This window comes from Asaia spathodeae NBRC 105894 (genome assembly GCF_025994195.1).
In the GTDB taxonomy this organism is placed as follows: Bacteria; Pseudomonadota; Alphaproteobacteria; order Acetobacterales; family Acetobacteraceae; genus Asaia; species Asaia siamensis.
On sequence record NZ_BAPY01000005.1, the window covers coordinates 274,483 to 294,848 of the forward strand.

General features: G+C 61.0%; 16 protein-coding genes and 2 pseudogenes. 6 read left to right on the forward strand and 12 right to left on the reverse strand.

Going from position 1 to position 20,366, the window contains the following annotated elements; all coding sequences use genetic code 11:
- Positions 1-128: 128 nt before the first annotated feature.
- The gene (locus AA105894_RS05835; protein WP_267310873.1) at positions 129-1,214 is read left to right on the forward strand and encodes a nucleoside hydrolase; all 1,086 of its coding nucleotides are present in this window, start codon (positions 129-131) and stop codon (positions 1,212-1,214) included.
- A 2-nt stretch (positions 1,215-1,216) separates the two neighbouring features.
- Positions 1,217-1,639, forward strand: coding sequence for a DUF1489 family protein (locus AA105894_RS05840; protein WP_267310874.1), 423 nt, complete (start codon positions 1,217-1,219; stop codon positions 1,637-1,639).
- Here AA105894_RS05840 and AA105894_RS05845 read toward each other — a convergent pair.
- The 11 genes and pseudogenes from AA105894_RS05845 to rimP all read right to left on the reverse strand — a co-directional run bounded on the left by AA105894_RS05845 (position 1,577) and on the right by rimP (position 14,880).
- Positions 1,577-3,595 (reverse strand): FUSC family protein, encoded by a 2,019-nt coding sequence (locus tag AA105894_RS05845; protein WP_267310875.1) that lies wholly within the window; start codon positions 3,593-3,595, stop codon positions 1,577-1,579. The two genes, AA105894_RS05840 and AA105894_RS05845, sit on opposite strands and share 63 nt — an antisense overlap.
- Positions 3,596-3,626: 31 nt before the next feature.
- On the reverse strand, positions 3,627-5,057 hold the full coding sequence (locus AA105894_RS05850; protein WP_188424814.1) for an NAD(P)H-dependent flavin oxidoreductase: 1,431 nt from the start codon (positions 5,055-5,057) through the stop codon (positions 3,627-3,629).
- 59 nt (positions 5,058-5,116) lie between these two features.
- Positions 5,117-7,270 carry a polyribonucleotide nucleotidyltransferase gene (pnp, locus tag AA105894_RS05855; RefSeq protein ID WP_188425376.1) on the reverse strand — a complete coding sequence of 718 codons (2,154 nt, stop codon included), beginning with the start codon at positions 7,268-7,270 and terminating at the stop codon, positions 5,117-5,119.
- A gap of 247 nt (positions 7,271-7,517) precedes the next feature.
- Entirely contained in the window at positions 7,518-7,787 is a 270-nt protein-coding gene (rpsO, locus tag AA105894_RS05860; RefSeq protein WP_127102740.1) for a 30S ribosomal protein S15, read from the reverse strand.
- A complete protein-coding gene (gene truB, locus AA105894_RS05865; protein ID WP_267310876.1) occupies positions 7,771-8,724 on the reverse strand; it encodes a tRNA pseudouridine(55) synthase TruB in 954 nt (317 codons plus the stop codon). Before truB ends, rpsO begins: the two co-directional genes overlap by 17 nt.
- Positions 8,725-8,739: 15 nt before the next feature.
- Entirely contained in the window at positions 8,740-9,168 is a 429-nt protein-coding gene (gene rbfA, locus AA105894_RS05870; protein WP_188424804.1) for a 30S ribosome-binding factor RbfA, read from the reverse strand.
- A pseudogene (gene infB, locus AA105894_RS05875) lies at positions 9,165-11,318 on the reverse strand (translation initiation factor IF-2); the annotation flags it as partial. The pseudogene infB and the gene rbfA, both read right to left, overlap by 4 nt.
- A gap of 107 nt (positions 11,319-11,425) precedes the next feature.
- A pseudogene (locus AA105894_RS15935) lies at positions 11,426-11,963 on the reverse strand (IF-2-associated domain-containing protein); the annotation flags it as partial.
- A complete protein-coding gene (locus AA105894_RS05880) occupies positions 11,960-12,682 on the reverse strand; it encodes an RNA-binding protein (protein ID WP_267310877.1) in 723 nt (240 codons plus the stop codon). The pseudogene AA105894_RS15935 and the gene AA105894_RS05880, both read right to left, overlap by 4 nt.
- Positions 12,642-14,186: a transcription termination factor NusA gene (gene nusA / locus AA105894_RS05885; protein ID WP_267310878.1), complete on the reverse strand. Its 1,545-nt coding sequence runs from the start codon at positions 14,184-14,186 to the stop codon at positions 12,642-12,644. Before nusA ends, AA105894_RS05880 begins: the two co-directional genes overlap by 41 nt.
- A gap of 67 nt (positions 14,187-14,253) precedes the next feature.
- A complete protein-coding gene (rimP, locus tag AA105894_RS05890) occupies positions 14,254-14,880 on the reverse strand; it encodes a ribosome maturation factor RimP (RefSeq protein ID WP_267310879.1) in 627 nt (208 codons plus the stop codon).
- A gap of 249 nt (positions 14,881-15,129) precedes the next feature.
- On the opposite strand from rimP, the gene AA105894_RS05895 reads away from it, so the two are divergent.
- The 4 genes from AA105894_RS05895 (at position 15,130) to AA105894_RS05910 (ending at position 18,859) form a co-directional block, all read left to right on the forward strand.
- Positions 15,130-15,771, forward strand: coding sequence for a hypothetical protein (locus AA105894_RS05895; RefSeq protein ID WP_267310880.1), 642 nt, complete (start codon positions 15,130-15,132; stop codon positions 15,769-15,771).
- Positions 15,768-17,036 (forward strand): AAA family ATPase, encoded by a 1,269-nt coding sequence (locus tag AA105894_RS05900; RefSeq protein WP_267310881.1) that lies wholly within the window; start codon positions 15,768-15,770, stop codon positions 17,034-17,036. Before AA105894_RS05895 ends, AA105894_RS05900 begins: the two co-directional genes overlap by 4 nt.
- Positions 17,037-17,057: 21 nt before the next feature.
- Positions 17,058-18,011: a hypothetical protein gene (locus tag AA105894_RS05905; RefSeq protein WP_267310882.1), complete on the forward strand. Its 954-nt coding sequence runs from the start codon at positions 17,058-17,060 to the stop codon at positions 18,009-18,011.
- A gap of 242 nt (positions 18,012-18,253) precedes the next feature.
- A complete protein-coding gene (locus AA105894_RS05910) occupies positions 18,254-18,859 on the forward strand; it encodes a DUF7010 family protein (protein ID WP_267310883.1) in 606 nt (201 codons plus the stop codon).
- Positions 18,860-18,917: 58 nt separating this feature from the next.
- Here the strand turns inward: AA105894_RS05910 and AA105894_RS05915 are convergent, their stop codons facing one another.
- Entirely contained in the window at positions 18,918-20,360 is a 1,443-nt protein-coding gene (locus AA105894_RS05915; protein WP_267311037.1) for an ABC transporter substrate-binding protein/permease, read from the reverse strand.
- Between the last annotated feature and the right edge of the window lie 6 nt (positions 20,361-20,366).

Consider the following 20,366-nt stretch of genomic DNA (forward strand, 5'->3'; position numbering starts at 1 on the left):
CGGCGCAGCGTTTGTTTTTCCGCAAGGCTGCGGCCCAAAGGCGCAAACGCCTGCTTCCCTTGCGACACCGATCAGCTAGAAACGAGTAACGGGGGAACCCTTCCCCCTTCTCGGAGTAAGAGCTTTCCATGCGTCGTTTCCTTGCCAGTCTGGCTCTTGCCGCCCTTACGATCGGTTCAGCCCATGCCGGGGCTTCCTCAGGACCGGAACTCGTCATTGCCGATAATGACTATCTCGGCCCGGGTGGCTCAAACATCCAGTCCGTCATCCCGCTGCTGAACAACCCGAAACTCCGGGTGCTCGGCCTGACAGTGGTGGCGGGCGATGACTGGGAAAATGCCGAGAGCGCGCGCATCCGTCGCTTCCTCGAGATTTCCGGCCATCGTGATGTGCCGGTATTCGACGGGGCAACGCAGCCTCTGGTCAACACAGTGGCCCTTACCCGCCTGCGAGAGCAGCAATTCGGCACCCTCCCCTGGAAAGGCGCCTGGGGCGGCCTGGGTTCGATGAGCAAGACGCCTGACACGCAACCGGCCGTCGCCACAACGCCCGATGGTGCCCCCACGCTCCAGCCACAGGGTATTCCGGCCGCCCTGTTCATGATCCAGCAGGTTCATGCCCACCCGCATGAGGTGACGATCATCGAAGCGGGGCCGATGACCAATCTCGCACTCGCCATCAGGCTCGACCCGAGCTTTGCCAGCACGGCCAAGCAGCTCGTCTTCATGGGCGGGTACCTTGATCTGTCAATGATGTCCGTCACGGGCAATGCCGATAACGGTTCGGATTTCAACCTGATCTTCGATCCGGAAGCGGCGCATATCACCCTCACCGCACCCTGGCCGCGCATCACCTCGGTGGCCAATGTCTCCAACGATGTGGTGCTGTCGAAAGACGAAGTCGCCGCTATCGCACATAACCACAAGACGCCGGTCACAGATTATCTGGTGAAATACAACGTGCCGCTTGCGATGTGGGACGAGGTCACGAGCGCGATTGTGGCCGATCCGGCACTCGTGACCAAGGCACAGGATGCCTATATGGATGTCGAGATCAGCAAGGGCATTGGCTATGGCCACGCCTATGTCTGGCCCGACTCTCTCGCCCCCAGGGGGATGGGCGTGCGCAAGGTGCGTATCATCCAGGCCATCGACACCGCCCGGTTCAAGAAAGACTATGCCGACTGGGCGCAGGGCTTCATGGGTAAGCACTGATCTTGCTCAACATGATCAAACTGGTGGTTGGATGCACCACACTCGATGAACTCGCTGCCTGGATGCAGCGCGGCGAGCGCGTCGAGGGATATGGTGTGATCCGCACCCGCACCATGCCGAAACAGGCAGATGAGATCAGCGGACAGGGCTCGCTCTATCGTGTCATGGGCGGGTTGGTTCTGTGCCGTCAGCCTATCGTCGGGTTTCGCCCCTTCACCAGACCCGACGGGCAGCTCGGCACGCATATCCTGGTGACAGACGACATCATCCCCGTGCATCCACGGGCCATGCGTCCGTTTCAGGGCTGGCGCTACCTCAAGTCTGAGGACGCCCCACCCGATCTGGGCGGTGGAAGCGCCGTCTCAGGTATCGAGGATCTGCCGCCCGCCCTGCGTCGCAGCCTCTCCGAACTCTGCCTGATCTGAGGCGGGGTGGCGGCGCGCCAGACGAAGAAGCAGCGCCTCGTCACGCAACAGAGAGATGATTTCCGGCAGGGCCTCGCCTCTGGCGAGCGCCTCGTTCCATCCTTCGAAACGGGCCGCCTCGTCTGCATTCTGATCCCGAAGGCCATTCTGCATATCGAAGCGGTAGAGCGTCATCTCGCCACTCAGCCGACGCAACGCTCTCAGCGTTTCCTGACGGATCAGAAAATCGCCGTCGTGCAACTGCACGGCCAGCCCGCCGAAAAGCGGCAGCCCCCCGCGTGAGAATTCGGCCGCAATCGTGGTCATGCCTGCCTCACGCTGCGCCTTGTCCGTCTCACCCGGCAGAAGGTCGCCGCGCAGAACAAGGCTCGCATAGCGGAAATTCGCCTCAATGGCGCGCTTCACCAGCCCGTCACGATCGGCATCGCTGCGCTGAGGCCAGAGCAGCAGCACACAGAACAGGGCGATACCGCTGCCGATCAGATTATCCAGCACTCTCGCCCAGATAATACCGCCCCCCGGCATCACGGCCTCGGCAATCACCACGACAAGGCCGGTCAGGAAAAACACCAGCATGGTGTAATTGACCGCCCTCGTGGCAATGGCGGCGAGCGACATGAAGACTGCGACGACCAGAAGGGCCGGTTTACCTGGCAGGACCAGCGCACAAAGCGCAGCCAGAAGACTGCCGCCGACACTGCCGATCACACGCTCGACGCTGCGCACCAGCGTGACATTGCCTGCGGGCTGCATCACGAGCAGGGCGGCGATCAACGCCCAGTAGGAAAATCCCTCCCCCCCATAGAGACAGACGATCTGCGTCAGTGTCAGGGCGAGGGAAAGACGGCAGGCATGACGCCATATCGCAGGTGTAAGCACCCTCAGTGCAGCGCCCTGCGCTGCCTCCGCCTCCAGATGGCGGCGCGAGAATGCTGCGATCATGCGCTCGAACGCCTCGGCGCAGGCAATGATCGGCATGGCATGTACCACGCCCCCGATACGCGCCTTGCGATCCAATGTCTGGGCCAGCTGGCCGAGAATTCTGAAATCGGGTTCGGGTCGGGCCGCCTGACGCATACATTCATGGCAGGCCATCCCGAGACGGGCGAGCAGATTGCGCAACTCAGGCGCGAGAGGCCCGGCCTCTGCCTGGTGTTCCAGCGCCAGAAGCGCCGTAAAGACACGCTCGGCGGCTGTAAGAGCCGCCTCCATGCGGCGCCTGAGCCGGAAATTGCCGTGTCGTGCATCGAGCACTGTCAGCAATCCACGGGCACGCTCGATGGCGTTGCGTGCTGCCTGGCGATGCACCGTTTCACGCAGCCGCCCGGCTGCAAGCTCACGCGCCATCAGGTCGAGGATATAATAGGTTGCGGCAATGCTGCGCCGTGCAGGCGCATAGGGCTGCTGCCGCCACAGCACGAGACAGAACAGCGTGGCAAGAGCGCCGCCTGCGAAGAACAGACCAGCTATCGCGGCAGCCCTTACCGGCGCAGAGGGGAACCCCGTCGCCGCGACAGCTGCACAGCCTGCCAGCACCCAGAGCTGCATGACGGCAGGAGAAAAGACGCGCGCCAGCCCACAGCCCAGACCAATCAGAGCCACCAGGGGCAAGGTCGCAAGAGAGCCGAAGACGCTCAGGGCGGAAACGATGAAAACCAGCGCCGTCCCGGCAAGTGTGAACCCGCCGAGAACCTGAAAACGTTCGCAGTCGGGACCACCTGGATCGATCAGACAGGCCCAGAAACAGGCGAAGGCGATCCAGGCCAGAACGGGCTGGTCGAAGAACAGTGACGGCGCCAGCGCCAGCGCCGTAACAAGCGCGGCACGTCCTCCCTCATACAGGCTGAGCTGTTCGGGGGAGAGCGTGATGGCATAACGCGCAAGATGATTGGTAGAGGAGGTAATCAGAGAAGCGAAAGGGCGGGAGGCAGAAAGACGGGAATGCGTCTTCATCATGCCGCAACGCTCCTTTGCAAAAAGGGGGCGCTCAGCGCCCCGTCATGATCTGCTCGACCAGTTGTCTGACTGTCGGCGTGAAGCCAGCAGCATAAAACGGATCGCTTCCGAAACGCCATGCATTGGTACCACCAAACATCAGGTTATTATCAACAACCTGATCAGCCAGTGCCTGACCGGCACTGTCATCGACATGCGCGATGTCCTGCAGGCTCTTCTGAATACAGAAGGAGCGCGGGTCAGCTTTGGCACCATTGGTGTAATTCGGCCCACGCTGGCTCCAGTTGGAGAAGCGGCATTCAGACAGGCAGCCCATGCAGGCAACCTGTTCGGCCACGATCACGCGGCTCTCTTCCGGGGTCACGAACACCAGGGTCGAGTCCGGCGTGCGCATGGCCTCGGTATAACCTGCTGCCTCCCAGGCCAGAACATGGGCGCGATCGGCTGCGGTCATGAACACCTCGCGCTTGCGCGCACCGATGCCATGAGGCGTGTCGTGCTCACCCACCGGCTCGCTACTATACGCCACTTGGCGTTCCGAGCGGCCACGCAGATTCATCATGAAGCTGTTATTCACCGCCGAGGAATAGAACCCCGTTGGCGAGAAGCGATTGAGATAGACATCGCCTTCATGCAGCTGGCGCAGGCGGCGTTTCCAGGCATCCGGAATCGGGCTTTCCTGCGTCAGAAGCGGTCGTGTGCCGAACTGGAACACGATCGGGCCGATTTCCGGATTATTGAACCAGTGCGCCCATTCCTCGAGCCACCACACGCCGCCGGCCATGATGATCGGCACGGTTTCGAGACCGAACTGGTTCATCGCCTTGCGCAGCGCCGCAACGCGCGGATACGGATCTTCCGGGTGTAGCGGGTTTTCGGTGTTCGACAACCCGTTATGCCCACCGGCACGCCACGGGTCTTCATAAACGACCGCACCCAAGAGCTCAGCGGTCTTGTGATAGGCGCGCTTCCACAGCGCGTTGAAGGCACGCGCGGAGGAGACGATCGGATAGTAATGAACGTTATGACGCGCCGCGATTTCGGAAAGACGATAGGGCATGCCTGCGCCGCAGGTGAGACCGTCGATCAGTCCGGGAGCCTGTTCGAGAATGCCCTCGATCACCAGCTCGGCGCCCCCCATCTCCCAAAGAAGATTGGCGTTGATCATGCCGTTGCTGCCAGCGATCTCGCGGGCAATCCTGACCTGTGTGATACCGCCTTCGATGGCGTAGCGAATCAGCTCTTCATGCCGTTCGCGCCGCGTGCGGCCTGAATAGGTCTGCGGAATGCGGTTGCCATCTTTATCATAACTGTCGGCATTGACGGCAGAAACAGTGCCTACGCCACCAGCGGCAGCCCAATGCCCGGCAGAAATACCAGTCGAGACCGAAACACCCTTCCCACCTTCAACAAGGGGAAGAACATCCCGGCCAGCCATGCGGACGGTATCAATCGACATCATAATCTATGTTGTACTCCGAGCGGGGCGGCTTTCGCACCGCCCCCTCATGAAACGGCAGGTCAGTCAGCGTCACGCTGTCTGGACGGACGGGACGGCTTTGCACCGACGCTTTCCGAGATATCGGCGCCCGTCTGCTGGTCGACGACACGCATCGAGAGCTTCACCTTGCCGCGGTCGTCGAAGCCGACAACCTTCACCTTCACGGCGTCACCCTGCTTGACGACATCCGTGGTCTTGGCCACGCGGGCATCGCTCAGCTCGGAGATATGCACCAGACCGTCGCGCGGGCCGAGGAAGTTCACGAAGGCGCCGAAATCGGCGGTCTTGACGACCTTGCCATCGTAGATACGGCCGATTTCCGGCTCTGCCACGATGCCCTCGATGCGCGAGATGGCCTTCTGGGCCTGCTCGTCATTGGAGGCAGCGATGGTGATCACGCCTTCATCGTTGATATCGACCTTGGCGCCCGAGAACTCGACGATCTCGCGAATGACCTTGCCACCCGAACCGATCACATCGCGGATCTTTTCCTTGGCGATGGTCATGGTCGTGATCTTCGGCGCATTGCGCGACACGCCCTCACGGCCTTCGTCGATAGCCTTCGCCATCTCGCCGAGGATGTGCAGACGGCCATCACGGGCCTGCTCGAGCGCAACCTTCATGATTTCAGGCGTGATCGAGGTGATCTTGATGTCCATCTGGAGTGCGGTGATGCCCGCTTCCGTACCGGCCACCTTGAAATCCATGTCGCCAAGGTGATCTTCGTCGCCGAGAATGTCGGAAAGAACGGCGTAGCCGCGATCTTCCTTGATCAGACCCATGGCGATACCGGCAACAGGGCGCGGCAGCGGCACGCCGGCATCCATGAGAGCCAGAGACGAGCCGCAGACGGTTGCCATCGACGAAGAGCCGTTGCTCTCGGTGATTTCAGACACGATACGCACGGTGTACGGGAAACGGTCCTTGCCCGGCAGCAGCGGGTGAAGAGCGCGCCAGGCCAGCTTGCCATGACCGATTTCACGACGGCCCGGGCTGCCCATGCGACCACACTCACCGACCGAATAGGGAGGGAAGTTGTAGTGCAGCATGAAGTTGGAGCGGTATTCGCCCTCAAGCGCATCAATGATCTGCTCGTCCTGCGTCGTGCCGAGCGTGGCAACGACCAGAGCCTGCGTCTCACCACGGGTGAACAGCGCGGAACCATGAGCGCGCGGCAGGATGCCGACTTCGGACACGATCGGACGGACCGTCTTGGTGTCGCGACCATCGATACGCTGGCCGGTCTTCAGAATGGCGCCGCGAACGACCTGAGCCTCGAGCTCCTTGAGCATCGGCTTGGCTGAATCGACGTCGAGACCTTCTTCAAGAAGCCCTTCGATGATGCGTCCCTTGGCGATGGCGATCTTCTCGTAGCGCGCCTGCTTTGCCTTTTCCTTGTAGGCATCGGCCATGAGCTTGGTGCCGATCTTTTCCACGCGCTTGCGCAGAGCGATCTGCTCCTTGGTCGGGCCTTCGAGATTCCAGGGCTGCTTGGCAGCATGCTCGGCAAGATCGATGATCGCATCGATAACCGGCTGGAATGCGGCATGACCGGCGGTGACTGCGTCGAGCATTACCTCTTCCGAAAGCTCGGAAGCCTCGGATTCAACCATCAGCACGCCTTCGGTCGTCCCGGCAACAACCAGGTCGAGGGCGCTTTCCTTCATCTCGGCAACGGTCGGGTTGATGACCGTACGACCGTCGATGATGCCAACGCGCGCAACGCCGACCGGACCATAGAAAGGAATGCCGGAAAGCGTCAGGGCAGCCGAGCAGCCGATGAGCGCGACCAGACCGGGGTCGTTCTCCATGTCATGGCTGAGAACAGTCGCCGTGACCTGCACTTCGTTGCGGAAGTTATCCGGGAAGAGCGGACGGATCGGACGGTCGATCAGACGTGAAATCAGGGTTTCGCTCTCGGAAGGACGCCCTTCGCGCTTGAAGAAGCCACCCGGGATACGGCCGGCTGCATAAGCCTTTTCCTGATAATTGACCGTCAGCGGGAAGAAGTCCTGACCCGGCTTGACGCTCTTTGCGCCAACGGCCGTGCAGAGCACAACCGTGTCGCCGTAGGTCACGACAACAGCACCGTCAGCCTGACGGGCAATCTTGCCGGTTTCGATGACGAGCGGGCGGCCTGCCCAGTCGATTTCCTTGCGGAAGTAGTTGAACATCATTCAGTCCTGAGAATGCGGCTTGGCACCGGGAACGGGGAGAAGGAGGGAACGGGCCCTGACTGGCTGGCAGCGTTTCGGACGGCATGGCAAGAACGACCGGGATCGGACCGGCATGTCACCATGTGGCCTGAAACGCCGAAGGCCGGTTCTGTCTCCAGCTTCAACGTTCAAAGGCGCAGCCTGTTGGCCCGCCGCCAGAAGGACGGCGGGCAGTGGCGGAGACGAGGCGCTCCGCCCGAGCATGTTAGCGGCGCAGGCCGAGACGCTCGATAAGGGTCTGGTAGCGGCCCTGGTCCTTGCGCTTGAGGTAGTCAAGCAGGCCACGACGCTGACCGACGAGCATCAGGAGACCACGACGGGAGTGGAAGTCCTTCTTGTGCGTCTGCAGATGGCCCGTCAGGTTGACGATACGCTCGCTCAGCAGGGCAACCTGGACTTCCGGTGACCCGGTATCGGTCGGATTGGTCTTGTATTCTTCGATAAGCGCCGTGCGGCGTTCAGCTGTAATCGACATCTCTGTCTCCGTATTTAAACGACTCGAATATCCGTATCGGCTTGAGACGGCCCTCCTGGACGCGGCACAACCCGACAAGACACCCCCCCTCCTGGGCCTGCAGAATGTCGCCATCCTGCATTGTCAGCATCAGATCGAGGTGGTCTGTCAGAGCGAGGCTCTGACCGAAGCGCAAGGCCTGTGCTTCTGCGTCGGTCACGGCCAGAGCCGGGATGTCGGCCAGCGCGGTCGAGACCGGGCGCAGAAACGCTGAAAGTGCATCGGCCTTGTCGTCATTTTGGATCAGCTTGTCCAGTGTTATCGCATGTTTCTCCTCGAACGGACCGCATTTGGTCCGACGCAGGACAGCGATATGCCCGACAGTTCCACAGGCCAGGGCAATATCTCGGGCGAGGCTGCGCATATAGACGCCCTTGCCCGACTGAACCTCGAAAATCGCGTGATCGCGATCAGGGCGTTCGACTAGAACGATGGAGTCAACACGTGCCGGGCGCGGGGGCAGTTCAGGCGGTTTGCCAGCACGGGCGAGATCATAGGAGCGTTCACCATCGACCTTCAACGCCGAATAGACAGGCGGGACCTGCATGATATCACCCGTCAGAGCCGGGAGCGCCCCACGTAGTTCCTCATCCGATGGACGGTGTGTGCTCGTGGCAACCACCTCCCCTTCACGATCGTCCGTCGTGCGGGATTCGCCCAGGAAAAGCGTGAAGCGATAACGCTTGGTCGCATCCATGATGTAGGGAATTGTCTTGGTGGCCTGACCGAAAGCGACAGGTAGAATACCCGTCGCGAGGGGGTCGAGTGTGCCACCATGACCGGCCTTCTTCGCATCGAACAGGCGACGGGCCTTGTTCACGACATCAGTGGAGCCGATATGCAGGCCCTTATCGACGACTAGCCAGCCGTCGATATCCTGCCCTTTCTTGCGTCCCATGATGGGTCGCTCCGTTCAGTCTTTTGATTCGAGGTCACGCTTGACCTCGGGTGTGCGCATGAGCGCGTCCATGTCCATTGCATGTTCCAGAGCCGTATCGGGCTGGAAATGGATCTCTGGCACCATGCGGGAACGCAGTGTCTTGGACAGCCCCGTCCGCAGGAAAGGGGCGACACGCTTCAGCGCAGGAAGGATTTCCTCGACGTCGCTCCGACCCAGACGGCACACGAAGGCTGTAGCGTGACGGAAGTCGGGCGAAATACGCACCTCTGTCACCGTCACACGCACGTCGACCAGTTCAGGGTCGCGGAACTCAGTGCGCGCAAAAATCTCCGAGAGGACACGACGGACCTCTTCGGACATTCTCAACTGACGCTGCGACGGTCCGCCGGCGGCGTCGCCGGGGCCTGAGAACCCCGGAACCTTGGAACGCGATCCCCTCATGCAGGGATCACTTCCATTTCGAAGCACTCGACGACATCGCCTTCGCGCAGGTCGTTATAACCGGCAAAGGACAGACCGCATTCGTAGTTGCGAGCCACTTCCTTGACGTCGTCCTTGAAGCGCTTGAGCTGGCTCAGATCGCCTTCATGGATCACCACGTTGTCACGCAGCAGACGCACGCCACAGCCGCGCTTGACCACGCCTTCCGTAACATAGCAGCCCGCGACCTTGCCAACCTTGGTGATGTTGAACACCTGGCGGATCTCGGCGTAGCCCAGGAACTTCTCGCGATGCTTGGGCGCAACCTTGCCCTTGACCAGCTGCTCCACATCGTCGGTCACCTGATAGATGATCGAGTAGTAGCGGATATCCACGTCTTCACGCTGCGCCATCTCACGTGCCTGCGTCGTTGCACGCACGTTGAAGGCGACGATGATGGCGTTGGATGCCTTGGCAAGCTGGATGTCGCTTTCCGTGATCTGACCGACAGAAGCGTTCAGCACGCGGATGCGCACTTCCTCATGCTCGAGCTTGAGCACGGAAGCCTCGATCGCCTCGGCAGAGCCCTGCACGTCAGCCTTGATGAGCAGAGCCACTTCCTTCTGCTCACCAGCCTGGATGCGGGCCAGCATCTGGTCGAGCGTGCCACGGGCTGCGGCACGACCGGCGGCCATCTTGTCACGCTGGCGACGCTGACGGAACTCGCAGATCTCGCGGGCACGGTTCTCGTTTTCGACCACAACGAACGGCTCGCCAGCACCCGGAACACCGGTGATGCCAAGCAGTTCGACCGGCATGGAGGGGCCGGCTTCCTTGAGCTGACGGCCCTTGTCGTCGAGCATGGCGCGCACGCGGCCCCACTCGGCGCCAGCCACCACGATATCGGAGCGGTTGAGCGTGCCCTTCTGGACCAGCACAGTCGCCACCGGACCGCGACCACGGTCGAGACGGCTTTCGATGACGGACCCTTCGGCCACACGGTTCGGGTTCGCCTTGAGGTCGAGCACTTCTGCCTGAAGCAGAATGGCTTCTTCCAGCTTGTCCAGACCCGTACGCTTCAGCGCCGAAACCTCAACATCCTGCACGTCACCGCCCAGGGCTTCGACCACGATCTCGTGGCTGAGGAGCGCCTGACGGACACGATCGGGGTTCGCACCCGGCTTGTCGATCTTGTTGATGGCAACGATGATCGGCGCATCAGCAGCCTTGGCATGCTTGATGGCTTCAATCGTCTGCGGCATCACGCCGTCATCTGCTGCAACGACCAGAACGACCACGTCGGTGACAGAGGCACCACGGGCACGCATGGAGGTAAACGCTTCATGGCCTGGCGTATCGACGAAGGTGATCTTCGCACCGCTCGGCACCGTCACCTGATAGGCGCCGATATGCTGGGTGATGCCACCGGCTTCGCCAGCAGCCACATCGGTGGTGCGCAGCGCGTCGAGCAGCGAGGTCTTGCCGTGATCGACATGGCCCATGACCGTAACAACCGGAGCGCGGGGCTGCAGTTCGTCTTCGCGGTCGTCCACACCCTCGATGCCCAGTTCGACATCGCTCTCGGCGACACGACGGACACGGTGGCCAAATTCACTGATGACCAGTTCGGCCGTATCGGCATCGATCAGCTGGGTTGCGGTCGCCATGACGCCCATTTTCATGAGAGCCTTGACGACTTCAGCCTGACGCAGCGCCATACGATTGGCCAGCTCGGCAACCGAAATGGACTCGGGCAGGATCACGTCACGCACAACGCGGACCTGATCGGCACGCAGACGCTCGAGTTCGGCCTGGCGGCGCTCGCGGTCGCGCTGACGACGAACCGAAGCGAGCGAACGCGTCTTGTCGTCATCGCCTTCAATAGCGGCACGCACGTCGATGCGGCCCGAACGACGAGAGTCACCGCTCTTCTTGGGTGCAGCCGGTGCTCCACGACGCGGCGGCACTGCCGGAGCACGACGCGGGCCAGCGCGACGGTCATCTTCCGTCTCGCCACCACGACGAAGGTGCAGCGTCTCGTTACGCGGTGCCGCAGCCACTGCAGGGCTGGCGGCAGGAGCCGGCTTGGGTGTGACAGGGCGCGGGGCCATGACAGCACGCTCGGCCAGCGGACGCAGACGCTCCATCGGTGCAGCCAGCTGCACACCACCGGAGCGACGTGCCGTCTCGGCGGCATCGAGCGGGGCGCGGCGAGCGGCTTCTTCGCGCTCACGCTCAGCCACACGCGCCTTGCGCTGCTCTTCAAGAGCTTCCTGCTTGGCGCGATCTTCGGCTGCTGCTGCCATCTGGCGCTCATGCTCTTCCGCCTCGCGGGCCAGTTCGGCCTCACGCGCTGCAGCTTCGGCACGCGCCTCTTCCTCACGCTTCGCTTCTTCAGCAGCGGAGAGAATGCGGATCTTTTCTTCTTCAGCGCGGGCCGCTTCACGAGCGGCTTCCTTGCGCTGCTCTTCGAGCACGCGCTGACGAATCGCGAGTTCAGCCGGCGTCAGGGCGCGACCAGCTCCGGCGCGGCCGCCACGACCACCCGCTGCCCCGCGGCCATCCTTGCGCTCATTTGTCTCGCGCTTCTTGCGCACTTCGACCTGGACCACCTTCGAGCGGCCATGGCTGAAGCTCTGACGCACCGATCCTGCGTCTACCGTCCGCCCGAGTTCCATGCGCCCGCCCGGACGCAGGGACAGACGTCCCTTACCCTGGTCACCCTGAGCCTGGGCGCCCTGATCCTGGACATTCTGGCCCTCTGTCTGGCCGCCCTGAGCCTGAGTGCCCTGGTTCCGTTCGTTGCCTTCGCTCATATACCTGCCTGTTCCCGTGCGAGCCGCTCTGCAAGCGGCTCAGGAACCAACCCATCGGTCAGCCCCAAAAATCGTTCATGCTCAGCCATCAGACGCTGCGCGAGCGCCCCAGGCGCTATCACAACATAGACCGCATGTTCCCGTCCGAATGCCGTCGCAAGCATCTGGGCCGGTAACGTCAGCATCGGAAGCTTGTTATTTCCCGATATCAGACGCCGCAACTCATCCGGGCTTCCGCCCGATCCCTGGATCACCAGACCAGCCTTGCCGCCGGCAATCCATTCGCGACACTTAACAAACCCACAGAGAGCCTGACCGGCCCGGCGCGCGAGACCGAGCCCCTGCACCAGCCGCGCTTCTATTCCTGAAACCAGTACCTGCGCAATATCCTCAGGTACCTTTACCGGCTGACGCGCTGCCCTTGAAAAGACATGACGCGTCCGCGCGGTTTCTAGCACATCCCGCTTGGCACTCAACCAGATTCCCCGCCCCGGCAGCTTCGCTGCCAGATCGGGAACCACCAGGCCATCGGGCGAGATGACAAAACGCAGCATGACATCGGGATTTCCACTCTCTCGAGTGACGATGCAGCGTCGCTGCGGGCCTTTCTCGTCATCCAGCTCGATCGGATCGAGATTGTCTGACGAGAGTATATCCTGCGCCCCTGTTTCGTGAAACTCAGACGTCGGAAGCCTCCCCTTCCTTGGGGGACTCGGCATCCGCTTCTCCATCGAACCAGTGAGCGCGTGCCGCCATGATGATTTCATTGGCAGCGTCTTCATCTATATTGTCATCGCCGAGCATTTCGACAAGCTCGTCACCGGCAAGATCGGCCAGATCATCAAGGCTTTTCACGCCCTTCTCGCCCAGCGTCACCAGCATGGCATTGGTAAACACGCCCAGCTCGGCAATCGAGTCTTCAACGCCGAGGCCGCGACGCTTGTCGTCCAGCTCCTGCTCCTTCTGCACGAGGAATTCCTCGGCACGGCGCATCAGCTCTTCGGCCACACTCTCGTCGAAACCTTCGATGGCATGCAGCTCATCGGGATCGGCGTAAGCCAGCTCTTCGATGGTGTGGAACCCTTCGGTCACCAGCAGACCGGCGATCACGTCATCGACATCAAGCGCATCGACAAAGAGCTGCGTACGCTTGCGGAACTCTTCCTGGCGACGCTCCGATTCTTCAGCCTCGGTCAGAATGTCGATGTCCCAGCGCGTCAGCTGGCTTGCCAGGCGCACGTTCTGGCCGCGACGACCGATAGCCAGCGAAAGCTGCTCGTTCGGCACGACGACCTCAACGCGACCAGCTTCCTCATCCATGACCACCTTGGTCACTTCGGCAGGTGCCAGAGCATTCACGACAAAAGTCGCAGCCTGCGGGCTCCAGGGGATGATATCGATCTTTTCGCCCTGCAGCTCGGCAACAACGGCCTGCACGCGCGAGCCGCGCATACCAACGCAGGCGCCGACAGGATCGATCGAGGCGTCCTTGGAGATGACGGCCATCTTGGCGCGCGAACCCGGATCACGGGCAACCGCCTTGATCTCGATGATGCCGTCATAGATCTCGGGGACTTCCTGCGCGAACAGCTTGGCAAGGAAGGCCGGATGCGTGCGGCTCAGGAAGATCTGAGGGCCACGCGTCTCGTCGCGCACATCATAGATATAGGCACGCACGCGATCCGAGTTGCGGAACGACTCGCGGGGAATCAGTTCATCGCGACGCAGCAGAGCCTCGGTATGGCCGATCTCGACCATGAGGTTGCCGTATTCGGTGCGCTTGACGGTACCGTTGACGATCTCGCCTACGCGGTCCTTGAATTCGTTGTACTGCTTCTTGCGCTCATATTCGCGCACGCGCTGAACAATAACCTGCTTGGCCGTCTGGGCCGCAATGCGTCCGAAATCGATCGGCGGCAGCGGATCGACCAGATGCTCACCAATCTTGATCTCGGGCTGGAACTTCAGCGCGATGGCGTGAGGAATCTGCGTATCTTCGTTTTCGACGGTCTCGACAACTTCGGTCCAGCGCGACAGGCGCACTTCACCGGAGCGACGGTCGATGGTCGCGCGAATGTCCTTTTCATGACCGTATTTCGCACGTCCGGCCTTCTGGATGGCCTGTTCCATCGCCTCCAGAACTTCTTCACGATCGATATTCTTTTCACGCGAAACAGCGTCTGCCACCAGAAGCAGCTCAGGACGGGTAACGGAGGTGTCCATCAGACGAAATCCTCAAATACGGAGCGCGAAACCGCGCGGAACGGCAGAAACGGAATAGGCGAAAAACTCAGTGCGTCTTGCGTCCGGGTCTGGAACCTTTGCCCGGCTTGGCAGGGTTGAGCTTCGGCGTCTTGCGACGCGTGGCATCATCTTCTTCTGCCCCTTCGTCTTCCGACGCAATGCCCATCATGGCCGCACTGGCCTCGATCAGGGCATCGGTGAGCACCAGACGCGCCTTGCGGATGGTCTCGATCGACAGGACGGCCTCTTCGCCATCATCCAGACGGATCACTGCGGCATTTTCACGCGTGCCGGTAATGATTCCGGAAAAACGCTTGCGGCCATTGAGCGGCAGATCGAGTTCGGCCTTGACGAGATGCCCGGCAAAGCGGTCCCAGTCCTTGAGGCGCGTCAGCGGACGATCGATGCCAGCGGAGGACACTTCAAGTGTCCAAGCGCCGGGGATCGGATCATCGACGTCGAGCACAGCACCCACGGCGTGGCTGATCTGCTCGCAATCCTCGATCCCGATCAGCGAGCCGTCAGCACGGTCGGCCATGATCTGGATGGTCGGGGTCTCACGCCCCAGGACGCTCAGACGCACGATCTCATACCCGAGATCGGTCAGAGTCGGCTCGATCTGCTGCGCGATACGCGCTTCAAGACCGTTCAGGCTGGGAATTTCATTAGCCAAGACAAAAAAGGCGGCCCGTCAAGGCCACCCCCCGATAAGACGAAAGATGAAAGGAATTACGCCTGTCTAGGCCAATCCAGAGCTCAATGCAAGACTCGTCCCGTGCAGGCGCCAGATCGCCGCGCCACGTGATTGACGCCACCTCTCCGGAGAAGCAGCCGCAGACCCAGAGCCTCGTAACTTTTGATTACACTCGCCATGTAACACCCCTCTTGCGGGGGAGGTTTCGATCCTGCCACAGTCGCATCGATGAACGATACGCCCGAGCCACAACTCAAACCGCTCACTCACGGCAATGATGGCGGACGCCATCAGCATGCCCACGAGCGCGGCAGCATGGTGCCCAAGCTCGTCATGGCTTCGGCAATCGTGATGGCGTGTATGGGCGGCGCCTACTGGCATAACGCATCTTCAGGCTCAGCTGCCGGACTTCAGCCTTCGCGTGCAGCGGCCCCCGTTGAAGCTGCGGAACCCCAGATACGGGCCGATGCCATGCATCTTGGGGCGCAGTTCGCGCTCATTGGAGCGGGACAGGCTCCTGCGGCGCTCGGCCATTCGGGTTTCGACGGCCAGCAGAAAACCGAGATTCTTGCCGCAGTCAAAAACCGGCGCATGCGTCTCGTCAGGATGCCGATTGCCCAGATTGCCGGGATACCGGGACAGACAGTGGCGATTACTTCAGGGGGCATAACGCAAAAACTGATGCTGAAACCCGAACTTCAGGCGGTTGTCCTGCCGATCTATCTTGCAGGTGAAGTCACAATCACCCCCATAACCCCACCCCCGGCAGGCGGCCTGCAAACGGGAATTCTGACCGCGCTCGGCCCCCAGGTTCTTCCCACTCTGGCCCGCCTTGACCAGCAGATCGTTCTGGACGTTATCGTACAATGAAAGCGCTGATGCCCGCCCTCAATCGCCTCATGCCCGTCATGATGGTGATCTTTCTCATCCTCGCCAGCATCCAGGCGGCCGTGTCGTTGCATCTTTCGGGCGGGATGCTGATTCACTTCCTTTCCTGGGCGCGTGACGCGTATCCTCCCATAGTCGGTCTGACCGCTCTCCTCACCATTTCCGGGCTTCTTTACGAAGTTCGTTCCGCAAAACTTGCCCGCAAGGGGCTCCGCCGTCGCAAAGGTTTCGTTATGGATATTCTGGCCCGCCTGACAAACCGCGTCGCCCTTGAGGATCTGCTCGCACAGGAGCAGAAAGAGGTCGCCATCAATGCAGAAGAGCTTGCGGCCGGGCTGAGGGCAAAAGTGGTCGGGCAGGACCAGGTCTGCGAGGATATCGCCCAGCAGCTTCGACGCAGGCTTGCGCTTACCGTCCGCAACAAGCCCGTTGGTATCTTTCTTCTCGCAGGGCCGCCAGGCACTGGCAAAACCTACCTTGCCAAGCAGATTGCCCGACAGATGGATCGCCCGCTCCTTCATTTCGATATGACGCAGATGTCGAGCCCTCACGCAGCCACCATGCTTTTCGGCTCGCCAAAGGGCTATGTCGGGTCGGACAGTTTCGGCAAGCTGACAGGCGGATTGCAGGAGAAGCCCGATGCGATCGTGCTTCTGGACGAGATCGAAAAAGCTCATCCTGACGTCTTCAAGAAATTCCTGACGGCGTGGAACGACGGTCACGTAACCGAGGCATCGACTGGCGCCCAGATTTCGACCACGCGCGCCATCTTCATGCTGACGTCCAATATCGCGACCGAAGCCCTGACCGAGATCGCGGATCGCCTTCATGACGATGCCGATAAAATGCGCGCAGAATCGACAGAGGCCCTTCGCAAGGCCGGGTTTGCCCCTGAGGTGCTCAACCGCCTCGACCGGATCTTCGTATTCCGCCAGCTGCGCGATCTGGATCTTGCCCGCGTTGCTGCCCTGGAAATCGAGGCAATGATCAAAGGCTATGGCCTCAACGTCGAGGCAGGCGGTATCGACGCCCATCTGCTCTTCCAGTTGATGCAGCGTCAGCAGAAGCTGGGTGCAGGCGCGTCAGCACGCGATCTTGTCCGCTCGATTGAGGATATGGTGAGCGAAAGCCTGATTCTTGCACGGCAGAACAACGCCAAACTCGTGCGCCTTGTCATGGAAAGCGATGGCGTCAAGGCCGAGATCGCGGATGATTCCGTATCCCTCAATGCGCGTCTAGCACCCTGAGCCCAGGCGGAATTATCACCAGTGTCAGCCTTTACCCGCCTCTGGCGCCGCGCTCCTGTCTGGCGTTCCATGATCTACTTCATGGTCTTCTTCACGATCATGAGTCTGTTTTTCCCGATGCCGTGGATGCTGTCACACGCTCCGTGGCTGCAGCGCATCCCCGGAATGCAACGCCCGGGCGCGTCGAGTGCGAGCTCGGCTGATAATCAGTCCGCCGCTCCTGGTCCGGGCGCACCAGCACCGGATGCCCCGGTTGATAACACCAATCGTCTGATAACGCCTGACATCACGACGGCACTGACCGGCACGATTCCATTTGGCGGACACACCCTGCCCTTGCCTGCTGGTATATGGCACCCGGTGCTGACGGGGCAGTTCGGCCCGGGCGGCCTTATGCTGATCAATATACTGGTACGGACCGATCGCGGCGTAGTCACCGGAGTCATGATTGCCCGCACGGCAACCGAGCAGCTTCCTCTGGATGTCGTTCAGGCTGCCACGTCGCATTGCCATGACGACCGGAATTACGCCTCCCATATCTACTCCGACCGCCCGGATGGGCGGAACGAATGCGCCTTTGTCGCCAATGCCGTGATGGGGCCAAACGGCGCAATTTCGTCTGACGAGTTGATCCAGATCGCCTTCAAGCGCCTGAGTGCCCTTGGCTTCCCGATGCCCTCACTGTTTGTCGTCGCCAACTGGATACTGAGCAGCGGTGCAACCGATGCCACAAAGGGAAGCTCTGCCGTCACCTATCTGCTTGCTCCGACAAAGCCGGGCACGATCCAGCTTCTGGCGCCTCTGCCTTATTGGGATAAGGCCGCGCTCACCCAGGTCCCTGCGGCTGATGAGTTTATCCGCAAGACGGATCGCTGGCTGGCGCGCTGGGTCCCCCTCCTGCGCCAGAGCATGATGCGCGATGTCGGCAATATGGCGGTCTCCCCGGATCTGGCGCGCGACCCTTCCGCCCCCTGAGATCATCCCCCGGCTCTTCGAGGGCTGGAGATCCCCTCAGCTTTCCTGATCTCTCGCCCCTTGCCTTTCCCTGCCCGCCCGGATTCGTCCCGGCGGCTAGGAAGGGCGATCATTACCGGCAGGCCGCAGCCTGTATGATCGGGATATTGTGATCTCCTCTCCCTCGTTTTCATAGCGAAACGCTCTTCGACGCCCTCGTCCTGAGAGGCAGAATGGTACCCTTGCAGCGCGGGGTTCATTTCATGTCAGACGAATCAGAGAGACCTCTTTCCACGTTGCGCAGAGAGTATCTGCAAGGATGCGCGACGGCCATGCCGGTTGCAGGGCTGATTTTATGGGCAACGCTCGCGGTTGCGAGCTTTCTCATGGGGGCGAGACTGCCTCTGATCGCCGTGTTTTTTGTCCCGGCAATCCCAGTGCCCCTTGCCCTGCTCATAGACAGAATGCGTGGGAATACCGGTCTCAAGCCAGACAATCGGCATAATCCGATCCTGCAGCTCTTCATGACCGTCGCGGGGCTGTTGTTCCCCTTTGTCATCCTGGCAGCCCGTGCGGCACATGACCCTGCCTTGCTCGTGCTGGGCCTTGCCATTCTGGCCGGAATGGTATGGGTCCCCCATGGCTGGGGCGCCGATGACAGGGCAGGATTCATTCACTTCATCCTGCGCACTGTCCTTTGCTACCTCGCCTACCTCTTTACACCACCCGGATTGCGGGTCTGTGCAATCGCGGCAGCGACATCTCTATGCCATCGCCGCGATGAAAAAGCCGGGAGACGCCACCCACGCTGCCGACTCGGTTTCCTGCTACTTACAAGCAGGGGGACCACGGGACAGAGGCCTCTCTGACGCCAACCCGGCACCGCAATCAGGGTACTTTTTACGCGCCCTTTTGTAACAGAATTTCCTAGTGATGCCCCGAGCGCATCAGGCTACGTCCCAGCCTGCGTTCGACATGACGGGCAAAACGGACGAAAGGCAGACCGAGAAGCAGATAAGCGCCACCAATCAGAAGGCCTGTGCCGATATAGTCATAATAGGTCGAGGAAAGCCGGATATAGGTCTTTGTCAGTTCGGTGAGCGTGATCACGCTCACAAGCGACGAATCCTTCAGAAGTGCGATGAAGTCATTGGTCATTACCGGCAGGACCGTGCGGAAAGCCTGAGGAATAATGACCAGACGCAATGCCTGACGATGCGTCATGTTGAGCGCGATGGCGGCTTCCATCTGGCCACGCGGCACGGAAGACAGGCCTGCCCTGTAATTCTCGGCCTCATACGCAGCGTAATTCAGCCCCAGCGCCAGCACACCTGCGAAAAAAGGCGAGAGCTTGATGCCCATCCCTGGCAGGCCATAGAAGATGAACAGGATCTGGATCAGAAGCGGCGTGCCGCGCACGATCTCGATATAAAGCCCGGTGATCCAGCGCAGCCAGCCGGGACCATAATGACGCCCGAGCGCCAGCGCCAACCCGAGACTCACCGCAATAACCATCGACAGGGCCGAGACGACAAGCGTCAGGATCGCGGCCTCGCCAATATCGGGCAGGAAGCCGATATAACGCTTCAACTGGCCAAGCCAGCCCGTCTGGGCACGCATGGCATTTCGGTAGCGCAGCCACTCATCCGGTTTCACGTCGCGCTGGACATGGTCGCCCGTCATCTCTGCCATTTCCGGCGTCCAGAGATTCCAGCGTGCCAGCAGGATCTGCAATGTCCCGTCCTGCATCATCGCACCGAGAGCGCGGTCAACCTCGTCGTGAAGCGCGGTACTGCCCTGTTTGAAGGCGATGCCATAACGGGTCTGGCCCACAGGCGGGCCGACAATTTCGAGGTCATCGGTGATGCCGGCGTAATAGAGCGCGATCGGCCCATCGAGCAGAAGGGCATCGAGCCTGCCATTACGCAGATCCGAAAAAGCGTAGGTCTCTTCCTCATAGGAGCGCACGGTGATGCTGGATTCGCGCTGAAGCAGACGCTCCGCCAGAGTCTCCTTGATGGTCCCGACGACATGGCCGCGCAGAGCCGCAAAACTGTTCAGATCCATGCGGTCGCGCCGCACCACGATGCGGTCACCCGTCACGTAATAGGGGCGTGAAAACAGAGCGGCCTGGAGGTGATCGGGCGTCATTTCGATGCCATCGACCACCATCTGATACATGCCGCGCTGCAGCCCGGGGATCAGACCATCCCAGTCATTCTGCACAAAGCGGGCCTTGCGATGCAGGCGACGCGCAATCTCCTGCACCATGTCATATTCGAACCCTTCCAGATGGTTCAGATCTGCAGGATCATGAAAGACATACGGCACATTGGCTTCGCCGTCCGATGCCCAGCTCAGCTCGGGCAGCCCTGC

Bases quoted from the DNA above. Each gene is read 5' to 3' on its own strand.
- AA105894_RS05900 (WP_267310881.1), top strand. From the start codon at position 15,768: ATGAAAGCGCTGATGCCCGCCCTCAATCGCCTCATGCCCGTCATGATG.
- AA105894_RS05880 (WP_267310877.1), bottom strand. From the start codon at position 12,682: ATGCCGAGTCCCCCAAGGAAGGGGAGGCTTCCGACGTCTGAGTTTCAC.
- AA105894_RS05845 (WP_267310875.1), bottom strand. From the start codon at position 3,595: ATGATGAAGACGCATTCCCGTCTTTCTGCCTCCCGCCCTTTCGCTTCT.
- nusA (WP_267310878.1), bottom strand. From the start codon at position 14,186: ATGGACACCTCCGTTACCCGTCCTGAGCTGCTTCTGGTGGCAGACGCT.
- rpsO (WP_127102740.1), bottom strand. From the start codon at position 7,787: ATGTCGATTACAGCTGAACGCCGCACGGCGCTTATCGAAGAATACAAG.
- truB (WP_267310876.1), bottom strand. From the start codon at position 8,724: ATGGGACGCAAGAAAGGGCAGGATATCGACGGCTGGCTAGTCGTCGAT.
- rbfA (WP_188424804.1), bottom strand. From the start codon at position 9,168: ATGAGGGGATCGCGTTCCAAGGTTCCGGGGTTCTCAGGCCCCGGCGAC.
- AA105894_RS05895 (WP_267310880.1), top strand. From the start codon at position 15,130: ATGAACGATACGCCCGAGCCACAACTCAAACCGCTCACTCACGGCAAT.
- AA105894_RS05835 (WP_267310873.1), top strand. From the start codon at position 129: ATGCGTCGTTTCCTTGCCAGTCTGGCTCTTGCCGCCCTTACGATCGGT.
- AA105894_RS05910 (WP_267310883.1), top strand. From the start codon at position 18,254: ATGTCAGACGAATCAGAGAGACCTCTTTCCACGTTGCGCAGAGAGTAT.
- pnp (WP_188425376.1), bottom strand. From the start codon at position 7,270: ATGTTCAACTACTTCCGCAAGGAAATCGACTGGGCAGGCCGCCCGCTC.
- AA105894_RS05850 (WP_188424814.1), bottom strand. From the start codon at position 5,057: ATGATGTCGATTGATACCGTCCGCATGGCTGGCCGGGATGTTCTTCCC.